At 72.7% G+C, this 12,136-nt stretch carries 10 protein-coding genes; 6 read left to right on the top strand and 4 right to left on the bottom strand.

Annotated features, from left to right (window positions below; genetic code table 11):
• Nucleotides 1–113 precede the first annotated feature (113 nt).
• Nucleotides 114–503 carry a hypothetical protein gene (locus tag CW362_RS27190; RefSeq protein WP_103552187.1) on the top strand — a complete coding sequence of 130 codons (390 nt, stop codon included), beginning with the start codon at nucleotides 114–116 and terminating at the stop codon, nucleotides 501–503.
• 86 nt (nucleotides 504–589) lie between these two features.
• Complete coding sequence (locus CW362_RS27195; RefSeq protein ID WP_103552188.1) at nucleotides 590–2,053, top strand: S28 family serine protease; 1,464 nt, start codon at nucleotides 590–592, stop codon at nucleotides 2,051–2,053.
• 58 nt (nucleotides 2,054–2,111) lie between these two features.
• Here the strand turns inward: CW362_RS27195 and CW362_RS27200 are convergent, their stop codons facing one another.
• Together CW362_RS27200 and CW362_RS27205 are read right to left on the bottom strand one after the other, a co-directional pair.
• Nucleotides 2,112–3,980, bottom strand: coding sequence for a glycoside hydrolase family 3 protein (locus CW362_RS27200; RefSeq protein ID WP_103552189.1), 1,869 nt, complete (start codon nucleotides 3,978–3,980; stop codon nucleotides 2,112–2,114).
• 404 nt (nucleotides 3,981–4,384) lie between these two features.
• Nucleotides 4,385–5,296 (bottom strand): LysR family transcriptional regulator, encoded by a 912-nt coding sequence (locus CW362_RS27205; RefSeq protein WP_103552190.1) that lies wholly within the window; start codon nucleotides 5,294–5,296, stop codon nucleotides 4,385–4,387.
• 123 nt (nucleotides 5,297–5,419) lie between these two features.
• On the opposite strand from CW362_RS27205, the gene CW362_RS27210 reads away from it, so the two are divergent.
• The 4 genes from CW362_RS27210 (at nucleotide 5,420) to CW362_RS27225 (ending at nucleotide 9,661) form a co-directional block, all read left to right on the top strand.
• Nucleotides 5,420–6,325 carry an EamA family transporter gene (locus tag CW362_RS27210; protein ID WP_103552191.1) on the top strand — a complete coding sequence of 302 codons (906 nt, stop codon included), beginning with the start codon at nucleotides 5,420–5,422 and terminating at the stop codon, nucleotides 6,323–6,325.
• Nucleotides 6,326–6,329: 4 nt separating this feature from the next.
• Entirely contained in the window at nucleotides 6,330–7,568 is a 1,239-nt protein-coding gene (aroA, locus tag CW362_RS27215) for a 3-phosphoshikimate 1-carboxyvinyltransferase (protein WP_103552192.1), read from the top strand.
• Between the two features lie 110 nt (nucleotides 7,569–7,678).
• Complete coding sequence (locus CW362_RS27220) at nucleotides 7,679–8,938, top strand: Gfo/Idh/MocA family protein (RefSeq protein ID WP_103552193.1); 1,260 nt, start codon at nucleotides 7,679–7,681, stop codon at nucleotides 8,936–8,938.
• A 75-nt stretch (nucleotides 8,939–9,013) separates the two neighbouring features.
• The gene (locus CW362_RS27225) at nucleotides 9,014–9,661 is read left to right on the top strand and encodes a GNAT family N-acetyltransferase (protein ID WP_103552194.1); all 648 of its coding nucleotides are present in this window, start codon (nucleotides 9,014–9,016) and stop codon (nucleotides 9,659–9,661) included.
• Nucleotides 9,662–9,792: 131 nt separating this feature from the next.
• Here CW362_RS27225 and CW362_RS27230 read toward each other — a convergent pair whose 3' ends face one another.
• Both CW362_RS27230 and CW362_RS27235 read right to left on the bottom strand, forming a co-directional pair.
• Nucleotides 9,793–10,686, bottom strand: a complete 894-nt coding sequence (locus CW362_RS27230; RefSeq protein ID WP_103552195.1) for an MHYT domain-containing protein — start codon at nucleotides 10,684–10,686, stop codon at nucleotides 9,793–9,795.
• 246 nt (nucleotides 10,687–10,932) lie between these two features.
• Nucleotides 10,933–11,868: a bifunctional helix-turn-helix transcriptional regulator/GNAT family N-acetyltransferase gene (locus tag CW362_RS27235; RefSeq protein ID WP_103552196.1), complete on the bottom strand. Its 936-nt coding sequence runs from the start codon at nucleotides 11,866–11,868 to the stop codon at nucleotides 10,933–10,935.
• Nucleotides 11,869–12,136 lie beyond the last annotated feature (268 nt).

Genomic DNA, 12,136 nt, shown 5'->3' on the forward strand with positions numbered 1-12,136 from the left:
AAACCTCGCACGGGTGAGACGCGCCCCACAGTGAAGTCGTAGCGGTACGCAACCGTCCGCCGCATGTCCTGCGTCCGTACACCAGTACGCTGATTGCTGCGGGAGGGACGACAGTGGACAGTGGTGCGATACGCCGACGCCTGGCGCTCGGCACGGCCGTGCTGGCCGCGGCCGGACTGCTCGCCTTCATGAGCCCGGGCAGCGCCCAGGCCGCCTCCCCCTTCTGCTCGGGCCGCAAGGTCCGCACCCTGCCCTTCACGACCGGCTCCGTGCAGGTGTACAAGCGCAGCGGCTACGTCTGCGCCGTGACCTTTCCCGGGGCGCACGGCTCGCGCAAGCGGATGTCCGTCAGCGTGCAGGCCCGCGGCGGCCGGCCGGTCATGAACTCCGGGCGCTTCGCGCACCACGCGGGCCCGGTGACCCTGTACGCGGGCCACCGCTGCGTGCGGGTCAAGGGCTCGGTCGGATCGGGATCGGTGAGTTCCGGCTGGATCCTGTGCTGAACCACGTATGACCCAAGACCCCCTGGTGTCACGGGAGTTGCTCCGTTAGGTTCCGGCGGACAACCGCGTATCCCAGGGGAGGGTGCATGCGCAAGGCGCTCAGAGGGCTGCTCGTGCTCACGGTGCTCATCGGCACGCTGAGCACGGCCGGGACGGCCACCGCCGGCCCGGCGGTGGCCCACCGCACCGCAAGAACCACCGGCACGGCCGACGAGAACAAGGACATCCTGGACCGGCTCCTCGCGATCCCGGGCATGAGCCTCGTCGAGGAGAAGCCGTACACCGGCTACCGGTTCTTCGTCCTGAACTACACCCAGCCCGTCGACCACCGGCACCCGTCCAAGGGCACGTTCCAGCAGCGGATCACCGTGCTGCACAAGGACACCGCGCGCCCGACGGTCTTCTACACCGGCGGCTACAACGTCTCCGTCAACCCGAGCCGGCGCGAACCGACCCAGATCGTGGACGGCAACCAGGTCTCGATGGAGTACCGCTTCTTCACGCCGTCCCGGCCCGACCCGGCCGACTGGTCCAAGCTCGACATCTGGCAGGCGGCCGGCGACCAGCACCGCATCTTCCGGGCGCTGAAGCAGATCTACGGTCAGAAGTGGATATCCACCGGCGGCTCCAAGGGCGGCATGACCGCCACGTACTACGAGCGCTTCTACCCGCGCGACATGGACGGCGTCGTCGCCTACGTGGCGCCCAACGACGTCGTGAACGACGAGGACTCGGCGTACGACCGCTTCTTCGCGCAGGTCGGCACCAAGGAGTGCCGCGACCGGCTGAACGCCGTGCAGCGCGAGGCCCTGGTGCGCCGGGAGCCCCTGGAGAAGAAGTACGAGCAGTACGCGGCCGACAACGGCTACACGTTCACGACCATCGGCGGCCTCGACCGGGCCTACGAGGCGGTCGTCCTCGACTACGTGTGGGGCTTCTGGCAGTACAGCCTGCTGAAGGACTGCGACACGATCCCGGCGGACGCCGCCCACGCGACGGACGAGGCGATCTGGGACTCGGTGGACGGCATCTCCGGCTTCTCGGCCTACACCGACCAGGGCCTGGAGACGTACACGCCGTACTACTACCAGGCGGGCACCCAACTCGGCGCCCCCACCATCCACTTCCCGTACATCGAGAAGAAGTACGTCCGGTACGGCTACCAGCCGCCTCGGAACTTCGTGCCGCGCTCCATTCCGATGAGGTTCCAGCCGGGAGCGATGCGTGACGTGGACACCTGGGTCCGCCGGCACGCGAACCACATGCTCTTCGTCTACGGCCAGAACGACCCCTGGGGCGCCGAGCGGTTCCGCCTCGGCTCCAAGGCACGCGACTCCTACGTCTTCACGGCCCCGGGCCTGAACCACGGCGCGAACGTCGCCGGGCTCGTCGCCGACGAGAAGGCGCTCGCCACCGCCCGCATCCTCGACTGGGCGGGGGTCGCCTCCGCGACGGTCCGGGCGAACCCGTCGGCGGCCCGGCCGCTCGCGCGGTTCGACGCGAGGCTGGACGACCGCGACGTCGAACGGGACATGACCCTGCGTCCGTAGCCGGACCGGGGCCGTGCCCGCCCGCGTGGAGGTGGGCGGGCACGGCCCCGGGCAGGTCCTAGTACGTCAGCCCGTACCCGATCGGGGACCGCACCCGCGCCGGGTCGTCCGCCCGCTGTACGGGCACCGGCAGCCTGCCGCGCGGGTCCGCCCGGCCGGCGATCACCCGGGCGGCGGCGCGCACTTCGACGTCGGTCCAGGAGTAGGACGCCAGGAAGGCGCCGACCCCCGGGACCTGGGCGATGTCGTACGGGTTGCGGACGGCGACGGCGGTCACCGGGACACCCGTGGCGACCAGCCGTTCGACCAGGGTCTTCTGGGACCCGGTGGCCGTCAGGTTGTACGTCAGGGCGACCACCGCGTCCGCGTCGGCCGCCGCCGTGACGGCCTTGGTGATCGTGGCCGCCGACGGCGCCGTACCCGTGGACAGGGCCGTCGCGGTGAACCCGAGTCCGTTCAGCGCGGCGGCCATGACGGTGGTGGGCGGCCCGTCGGACAGCGACGGCGAGGCGGGATCGGCGCCCACCACCAGCACCCTCGGGGTGCGCCGCCGGGACAGCGGGAGCAGTCCCTCCTCGTTGACCAGCAGCGTGGTGGTGCGCTCGGCGATCCGGTCGGCGGCCCTGAGGTGCGCCGGGACACCGACCACCCGGTCGACGTCCGCGTCGGGGACGTACGGGTCGTTCAGCAGCCCGTGCTTCGCCTTGAGCCGCAGGATGCGCAGGATCGACTCGTCGAGCCTGGCCTCGGTCAGCTCGCCGCCGCGCACGGCGTTCAGCACCGCGTTCCACGCGACGCCGAGGTCCGGCGGGTTGAGGAGCTGGTCGACGCCGGCCTTGAGCGCGAGGACGGGAACGCGGTCGTCGCCGTACTTCGTCCGGACGCCCTCCATGCCCAGGGAGTCCGTCACCACGACGCCGTCGTAGCCCAGTTCGCCGCGCAGGATGCCGGTGAGGATCGGGTGGGAGAGGGTGGCGGGGTCACCGGCGGGGTCGAGCGCCGGGACCATGATGTGCGCGGTCATGATCGAGTCGATGCCGGCGCGGATCGCCGCCCGGAAGGGCACCGCGTCCAGCTCCGACCACAGCTCGCGGCTGTGGGTGATGACGGGGAAGCCGAAGTGGCTGTCCACGGCGGTGTCGCCGTGGCCGGGGAAGTGCTTGGCCGTGGCCGCGACCCCCGAGCCCTGGTACCCCTTCACCTCGGCCGCCACCAGGCCCGCCACCGCCTCCGGATCGGCGCCGAAGGAGCGCACGCCGATCACCGGGTTGGCCGGGTTGACGTTCACGTCGGCGTCGGGGGAGTAGTCCTGGTTGATGCCGAGCGCGCGCAGCTCGGCGCCGCTGATGCGGCCCACCGTCCGCGCGTCGGCCCGCGAACCGCCCGCGCCCAGCGCCATGGCGCCCGGGAACAGCGTCGCGGGCTTGCCCACCCGGGCCACTATCCCGTGTTCCTGGTCCGTGGCGATCAGCAGCGGCAGCCCGCGCGGCAGCTCCAGCGAGGCCCGCTGGATGCCGTTCGACAGCGCGGCGATCTGGTGCGGGTCACGGGTGTTGTGCGCCCAGGCGAAGTAGATGATGCCGCCGACGCGGTACTCGGCGATCAGCTCGGCGGCCGTGCGGACGCCGATCTCCTTGAGGTTGGCGTCGATGTCGGCCTGGTCGGGCGCGGTGGCCGAATGGCCGTACACCCGCATGACGAAGAGCTGGCCGACCTTCTCCTCCAGCGTCATACGGGAGATCAGGGCGCGCAGCGCCTTGTCGGTGCCCGGGCGGGCGGGCGCCGCGTGGGCGCGGGGACCGGCGGCCAGCGCGGCGGTGATGCCCGCCGTGGCGGCGAGGACCGTGCGCCGGGAGGGCCTTGACGGTCTGTCCGGCTCCACCGGCCCGGACGGTCTTGCGGTGCTTCCCGTGCTGGAGTCGCGCACAAGCGCTCCTTCCCTCGTGAAGGAAACTTCCGAGGAGTCACGATTATCCGGGAAGTTTCTTCCAGTCAAGGGTGTGCGCAGGGCGCGCCGTGCCGGTGGGTGGGGCGGGGCCGTGCCGGTGCATCAGCCCGTCGCCGTCGGACAGGGATGTGGGCGTCGGTGGCGACGGGCATCGATGTACCGGCGCGGCCCCTCGCGTGCGTACCCGGCTGCGGGTGCGTCGTGGTTCGGGCGCAGCCCCTCATCGGCGTGAGTTTCAGCCCCTCCGGCGTTTGAGGAGCGGGGTCCGGGGCGGAGCCCCAGGGGTGGGAAGGGTAGGGGCGGAGGGGGCGAAAGAACCGCCCGGACCTGCGGAGCCGTGGGGTGGGCGGCGCGAGCCCTTGCGTCGGGCTCCGGCTGTGGGGTCAGGGGTGTTTCGTCACGGTGGGCCAGTGGGACTGGAGGGTTCGGACCGTCTCGGCGATGGCCGGACGGCGCGCCGCTCCCGAGCGCCACAGCGCGTACAGCCGACGGACGGGCAGCGGGTCGAGGGGTACCTCCACCACCCCTTCGGGGAGGGGGCCGCGGCCGAGGCGCGGGATGAGGGCGACGCCGAGACCGGCGGCGACGAGGGCGACGAGGGTCGGGTTCTCCTCGGCCTGGTGGACGATGTCCGGCTCGCTGCCCGCCGCGCGCAGCGTGCGCACCAGCCAGTCGTGGCAGACCCTGCCCGGCGGCTGGCAGATCCACCGCTGGCCGCCCAGGTCCTCGCGCCGTACCGAGGCCCGTCCGGCGAAGGGGTGTCCGGCGGGGACGAGCAGATCGCACAGGTCGTCCCCGATCACCGCCTGCTCCACCCCCGGCGGGGCGGGCAGCGGCGAGATGTCCCAGTCGTGCGCGACGGCCATGTCGACCGCGCCCCGGGCGACCAGGTCGACGGACAGGTGCGGGTCGACCTCCGTCAGCCGGGTGTCCAGGGCCGGGTGCCGGGCGGCCAGATCGGCCAGGACGGCGGGCATCAGACCGCGGGCCGCCGAGGCGAACGCGGCCACCGTCAGCCGCCCCGCCGGCATCCCCCGGCGCTCCTCCAGCTCGGTCTCGGCCCGCTCCACGATCGACAGCAACTGCTGCGCAGTGGCTGCGAGTTGCTCGGCCTGCTCGGTGAGTCGGACCCCGCGGCCGCGCCGCTCCAGCAGTACGGTCCTGGTCTCCCGCTCCAGCTTCGCGATCTGCTGGGACACGGCGGACGGCGTGTAGCCGAGCGCGGCCGCGGCGGCGCCGACCGTGCCGTGCACCGAGACGGCGTGCAGCGCGCGCAGGCGCTGGAGATCGAGCACGGATGCCTCCCGGTCGGCGATGCGGCTTTTCCGGCTCCTCCCAGCATACGTAAGCGTTGCTTCATCCATCCATGCAGACATTCGCGCTGGTGCTACATGGTGACGGCATCCGATGCTCGACGCATGAAACCCGCGCACATCAGTCTCGCCGTCCTCGTCGCCGCCGTCTGGGGCGTGAACTTCACCGTCATCGAGATCGGGCTCGGCCACTTCCCGCCCCTGCTCTTCTCGGCCCTGCGCTTCCTCGTGGCGGCCGTGCCCGCCGTGTTCTTCGTGGGCCGCCCCAAGGTGGCGTGGAAGTGGATCGTGGCGGTGGGACTCGTCCTCGGCGTCGCGAAGTTCGGGCTGCTGTTCATCGGCATGGACGCGGGGATGCCCGCCGGACTCTCCTCGCTCGTGCTCCAGGTCCAGGCGGTCTTCACCGCGGTCGCCGCCTTCGCCTTCCTCGGCGAACGCCCCGGCCGCGTCCGGCTCTGCGGCATGGCGGTGGCCCTCGCCGGCGTGGTCCTGGCCGCCGTCGACGAGGGCACGGCCGGCCCCCTCGGCGCCTTCGCCCTGGTGATCGCGGCGGCGGCCTGCTGGGGGCTGTCCAACGTCCTCACCCGCAAGGCGTCCCCGCCCGACCCGCTGAACTTCATGGTGTGGGTGAGCACCGTCCCCGTCCTGCCGCTGCTCGGTCTGTCCCTGCTCACCGAGGGCCCCTCCCGCGACCTCGACGCGCTCCGGGACCTGGACCCGCAGGGCGCCGGAGTCGTCGTCTACGTCGCCTGGATCACGACCGTGTTCGGCTTCGGCGCCTGGGGCTGGCTGCTGCACCGGCACCCCGCGTCCACCGTCGCGCCCTTCTCGCTGCTCGTCCCGGTCTTCGGGATGTCGTCGGCGGCACTGTTCCTGCACGAGGGCGTCGGCCCGCTGCGGTGGGCGTCGGCGGCCCTGCTGGTGGGCGGGGTGGCACTCACCTCGCGCACGCCGCGAAAGGTCCAGTCGGCGGACGTTCCGGCGCCGGAACGGGTCGGGGCGCCAGCATGACCCCATGGCCCTCGTCGACATTCCCGGTTCCAAGTCCATCACCGCCCGCGCGCTCTTCCTGGCGGCCGCGGCGGACGGGGTCACCCGTCTCGTCCGCCCGCTCCGCTCGGACGACACCGAGGGCTTCGCGGAGGGCCTGACCCGGCTCGGCTACCGCGTCGGCCGGACCCCGGACAGCTGGCACGTCGACGGCCGTCCGGGGGGTCCGGCGGTGGAGCGGGCCGACGTGTACTGCCGGGACGGCGCGACCACGGCCCGCTTCCTGCCGACCCTCGTCGCCGCGGGCCACGGCACCTACCGCTTCGACGCCTCCGCCCAGATGCGCCGACGGCCGCTCGGGCCCCTGTCGCGGGCGCTGCGCGACCTCGGCGTGGACCTCCGGCACGAGGAGGCCGAGGGCCACCACCCGCTGAGCATCACGGCGTCCGGGGTGGAGGGCGGCACCGTCACCCTCGACGCCGGCCAGTCCTCCCAGTACCTCACCGCCCTGCTCCTGCTCGGCCCGCTGACCCGCACGGGCCTGCGCATCGAGGTCACCGAGCTGGTCTCCGCCCCGTACATCGGCATCACCCTCGCGATGATGCGCGCGTTCGGGGCGGACGTGACCGTGGACGGCGACGTCTTCGAGGTGGCGCCCGGCGGCTACCGGGCCACCACCTACCCCGTCGAACCCGACGCCTCCACCGCGAGCTACTTCTTCGCGGCGGCCGCCCTGACCGGCCGCGAGGTCACCGTGCACGGCCTCGGCGCCGGGGCGCTCCAGGGCGACCTCGCCTTCGTGGACGTCCTGCGCCGCATGGGCGCGCACGTGGAGACCGGACCCGACCGCACGACCGTGCGCGGCACCGGCGGACTGCGCGGCCTCACCGTCAACATGCGGGACATCTCCGACACCATGCCGACGCTCGCCGCGATCGCGCCCTTCGCCGACGGCCCGGTCCGCATCGAGGACGTCGCCAACACCCGGGTCAAGGAGTGCGACCGGCTCGAGGCCTGCGCGGAGAACCTCCGGGCGCTCGGCATCCGGGTGGAGACCGGCCCCGACTGGATCGAGATCCACCCGGGCGTCCCCGCCGCCACGGAGATCAGGACGTACGGCGACCACCGCATCGTCATGTCCTTCGCGGTGACCTCGCTGCGCACCCCGGGCATCGGCTTCGACGACCCCGGATGCGTCCGCAAGACGTTCCCGGACTTCCACGAGGTGTTCGGGGCGTGGGCCGCGGCCGGAGAGGACGGCTGAGCGGGCGCGAGGAGCCCCGCTGCCGTCTTGTCGCGGGGGATCCGGGGCGGATAGCTTCCCGACGGACGGCGCCGACCGCGCCTGCGATCCGACCGGAAAGCGGTGAACAGATGTCCTCCGTCCCCTCCGTCGTCACACTCGCCGTCGTCGGTGCCGGGCAGCGGGGTACCGGTTACGCGTGCTGGGCCCTGGACCATCCCGAGCGAGCCCGGGTGGTGGCCGTCGCCGAACCCCGGGAGACCCGGCGGAACCGCCTCGTGGCCGCCCACGGCCTGGAACCGGACGCCGCCGTGGACGACTGGCGGGAGCTGGCCGCCCGCGGCCGCGTCGCGGACGCCGTGCTGATCTGCACCCTCGACCGTGAACACCTGGAACCCGTCCTGGAGTTCGCGGCCCTCGGCTACCACGTCATGCTGGAGAAGCCGATGGCCCTGACCGAGGACGAGTGCCGGCGGATCGTCGACGCCGTGGAGCGGGCCGGTGTGATCCTCTCGGTCGGACACGTCCTGCGCTACACCCGGTACACCCGCGCCGTGAAGGAGGTCGTGGACTCCGGCCGGCTCGGTGACGTCGTCAACGTCCAGCACCTGGAGCCCGTCGGCTTCTGGCACCAGGCCCACTCCTTCGTCCGCGGCAACTGGGGCCGCACGGACCGGGCCACGTCCATGCTGATGGCCAAGTCCTGTCACGACATCGACTGGTTGCAGTACGTCCTCGGCCAACCCCCGGTCCGCGTCTCCAGTTTCGGACGCCTGTCGCACTTCCGGCCCGAGAACAGGCCCGAGGGCGCCGCCGACCGCTGTCTGGACTGCCGGGTGGAGGACACCTGCCCCTACTCCGCCCGGCGCGAGTACGGCGACCGGCTCGCCCGCGGCGAGCACCGCTGGCCGCTGAGCGTGCTGGTCGACGACTTCACCCCCGGGGCGCTGGAGACCGCCCTGCGCGAGGGCCCGTACGGGCGGTGCGTGTACGCCTGCGACAACGACGTGGTGGACCACCAGGTGGTGTCGATGGAGTTCGCCTCCGGGGCCACCGCCACCTTCACCATGACCGCCTTCACCGAACAGGCCGACCGCCGGACCCGGATCTTCGGGACCCGCGGCGAACTGCGCGGCGACGGAAGGAGTCTGAGCGTCTACGACTTCCTGACCCGGACCGAGGAGGCCGTCGACCTGGACGCCGTGGGCGGCATGGACGCGGCGGGCGGCCACGGCGGGGGCGACGCCGGCCTGATGGACGCCTTCGTCGCCGCCGTCGCCACCGGGAACCCCGCCCTGGTGAAGTCCGGCCCCCGAGAGTCCCTGACCAGCCACCTCACCGTCCTGGCCGCCGAACGGGCCCGGCTCGCGGGCACGGTGGAGGACGTATAACCGCTGGACGCGGGCCGACTCCGCCGCGTAGGAATCACAGCGGACACGATCGGTTCGGCGAAGGGACGCGGGGCGTTGGGTTTCCAGTTGGAGGGGCCGGTCCTCGAAGGCACGCTGGTACGGCTGGAGCCGCTCGGCCACCGGCACGCGGCCGACCTCGCCGAGGCGGCGGAGGAACACCGGGACTCGTACGCGTTCACCTGGGTGCCCCGGGCCGACGAGGTCGGGGACTACGTCGACGCGCAGCTCGCCCGCGCCGCGACGGGCAGGCTCGCGCCCTACGCGCAGATCTCCCTCGCCTCCGGACGGGCGGTCGGCGCCACCTCGTACTGGGAACCGCGGTGCTGGCGGTCGGACGACCGGCTCGACGCCGTCGAGGTCGGGTTCACCTGGCTCGCGGCCTCGGCCCAGGGCACCGGCCTGAACGCCGAGTCCAAGCTCCTCCTCTTCCGGCACGCCTTCGAGGAGTGGGGCGTGGCCCGCGTGGATCTGAAGACCGACGCCCGCAACGCCCGCTCCCGCGCGGCGATCGCGGCCACCGGCGCCCGCCTGGAGGGCGTCCTGCGCAACTGGTCCCGTTCCTGGGCGCCCGGCGAGGACGGCATGCTGCGCGACTCCGCGGTCTTCTCGGTGACGGCGGCGGAGTGGCCCGAGTGCCGGGACCGGCTGTCCGCGAGAGTGGCCGGGGCGGTGTCCCGGGCGGCCGGCGCGACGGTTCGCTGACGACGGTCCGCTGACGGCGTCCTTTCGGGAGGCGGGCGACGGCGGTCCGTACCGTTCCGGGTGCTGGTGCCGTCCCGTCCGGCTGGTCGCCGTGGACGGCGTCGACGACCTGCCGGACGGGACGGCGCGGCTCACCGCCCGCGCGGACCGGCGTGCCGGCCCACCGGCTGGTCCCGGGGCTCGAAGAGCGAGGCGTTCTGCGGGGGCTGCGCGGGCCGTTCGGGCGCGGCGACCGCGACCCGGCGCCGACGCGGGGTGGCCCGGCTCCAGTCCCCGCCGCCGAGGACGAGCTGGGGGTCGAACATCACCACCACTCCGGACAGGATCAGGAAGACCACCGGTCCGATGATCATGGGGAGCAGGATCGAGACCGGTGAGGCGTTGCCGTACGTCCCGGTCATGTACGACGCGTCCGTCGCGCCGCGCAGGTGCACGCCGAGGGCGGCCATGCCGGTGTAGTGCGTGCCGGTCAGGGCGACGCCCATGAGGAGGGTGGCGCCGAGGGCGGCCGGGAACCCCCGGTAGGAGGCGGCGGTCCACAGGGCGGCGGTCGCGGCGGTGACCGCGGTCAGCACGGAGACCGCGACCGTGAGCGAGTCGTACTCCAGGGCCCCGTTCAGCTCGAGCGCGGCCATGCCGATGTAGTACGTGGCCACCACGGCGAGCCCGGTGAGGATCCCGGCGGCGGTCAGGGTGACGGGGGTGGCTCCGCGGTATCCCACGGCGAAGACGCCGAGGCCGACCACCGCGACCGCCACGACGAGGCCGAGCGACGTCAGACGGGCGTCGTAGTCGATCGGGATCCCCTGGATCCTGAAGCCGACCATCGCGACGAAGTGCATGGTCCAGATGCCGCAGCCGATGGTCGCCGCCCCGAGGGCCAGCCAGCCGGGCTTCCACGACTGCCGGTTGTTCAGGGACCGGACGACGCAGCGCAGCCCCAGGGCGCTGCCCACACAGGCGACGAGGTAGGAGGCCGCCGGCGTCACCGCCCCGAACGCGAAGTCGTCCACAGTGCCTTGCATATATGCCAACTCCCCATGAGAACAGGTCGCTTGGGGGAGTACGGTCCCGTGCCCAGGTTGCGGGAGCGGTTCCATTCGGTGGGTTTTTGAGTTAACTCTGCGATGCGGCTTCGTTCAGCGGGCGGACGGGCTGTCCGCATTCCGGGCGCGCCGGACGTCCGTTCGGGTCCTGGCGGACGTCCGTTCGGGGCTTGGCGGGGTCCGTTCGGATTGCGGTGGGCGTCCGGCATGCCGTCGTGGTCCGGGTCAGTCCAGGTCGGCGCGCAGGTCCAGCCGCCAGTCCTGGCCCGTCAGGTCCGCGCCGAAGGACCGGTGCGGTTTCTCGGCGACCAGGGTGAAGCCGTGGCGCCGGTAGATGCGCCGGGCGGCGGTCAGGACGTCGTTGGTCCACAGGACGAGCTCGTGATAGCCGACGCCGCGCGCGAAGCCGATGACGGCCCCGACGAGACGGTCGCCGACGCCGAGCCCCCGCGCCTCCGGCTCGACCAGCAGCAGCCGCAGGCGGGCGGTGCCGGGAGCTTCGTCCCGTACGCACATCACGCATCCGACGGGCCGCCCGTCGAGCTCGGCGATCCACACCCGTTCCAGGTGGGGATCGTGGTCCTCGGCGAAGTCGGCGACGATCCTCGCGACCAGGCCCTCGTAGTCGGCGTTCCAGCCGTACTCGGCCGCGTACAGCGCCGCGTTGCGCTGCACGATCCAGCCGAGGTCGCCGGGGCCCGGTTCGCGCAGGAGGACGTCCTCGGGACGGGGTGCGGTGCGCCTGTCGCCCAGGAGCGTGCGCACCGTGAGCATCGCCTCCGTGAGCCGCGGCCGGTCGGCGGGCGGCACGGTCGCCAGCAGCGTGCCCACGGTCCCGCGCGCCCGCTCGTCCAGCAGCGCGGCGGCGTCCCGGCCGTGCGCGGTGAGCGTGATCCTGCGCCGCCGCGGATCCTTCTCGGACGTGGCGCGCTCGACCAGGCCGTCCTGCTCGAACTTGTTCAGGATGCGGCTCAGGTAGCCCGAGTCCAGGGAGAGCTCGGTCCGCAGGTCGGCGGCGTCCGCCTGGGGTGTGTGCGCCAGTTCGTAGAGGACGCGGGACTCGGTGAGCGTGTACGGCGCGTAGAGGTGGCGGCCGTAGTCGAGCGCGCCGATGACGTTCGTGTAGAAGCGGTTGAAGGAGCGGATGTCCTGGACGGTCATGATCGGCCCCGGAGGTCGGCTGTGCGCGGTCGCGGGTGGCCTGCTCGGCCCGGATGACTGACTCAGTCAGATATATCGCCGACTCGAGCATAGAGGCCCCGGCGGTCGCTCGCCCGCCTTTCCGCCCGGTTCGGATCCGGCGCCGGTGCGGTGGGGGGTCGGGGCCGTGCCGGTACATCCGCCCGCATCCGGACGGATCTCAGCGGGGTTTCGAGGCGTGCGTCGGTTCTGATCCGTCCGGCCTGCGGGCATTCGATGTACCGGCACG

Origin of the sequence: Streptomyces populi (genome assembly GCF_002911015.1) — a bacterium.
In the GTDB taxonomy this organism is placed as follows: domain Bacteria; phylum Actinomycetota; class Actinomycetes; order Streptomycetales; family Streptomycetaceae; genus Streptomyces; species Streptomyces populi.

Coding starts and splice junctions, on each gene's coding strand:
- CW362_RS27195 (WP_103552188.1), top strand. CDS start 590: ATGCGCAAGGCGCTCAGAGGGCTGCTCGTGCTCACGGTGCTCATCGGC.
- CW362_RS27210 (WP_103552191.1), top strand. CDS start 5,420: ATGAAACCCGCGCACATCAGTCTCGCCGTCCTCGTCGCCGCCGTCTGG.
- aroA (WP_103552192.1), top strand. CDS start 6,330: ATGGCCCTCGTCGACATTCCCGGTTCCAAGTCCATCACCGCCCGCGCG.
- CW362_RS27220 (WP_103552193.1), top strand. CDS start 7,679: ATGTCCTCCGTCCCCTCCGTCGTCACACTCGCCGTCGTCGGTGCCGGG.
- CW362_RS27230 (WP_103552195.1), bottom strand. CDS start 10,686: ATGCAAGGCACTGTGGACGACTTCGCGTTCGGGGCGGTGACGCCGGCG.
- CW362_RS27235 (WP_103552196.1), bottom strand. CDS start 11,868: ATGACCGTCCAGGACATCCGCTCCTTCAACCGCTTCTACACGAACGTC.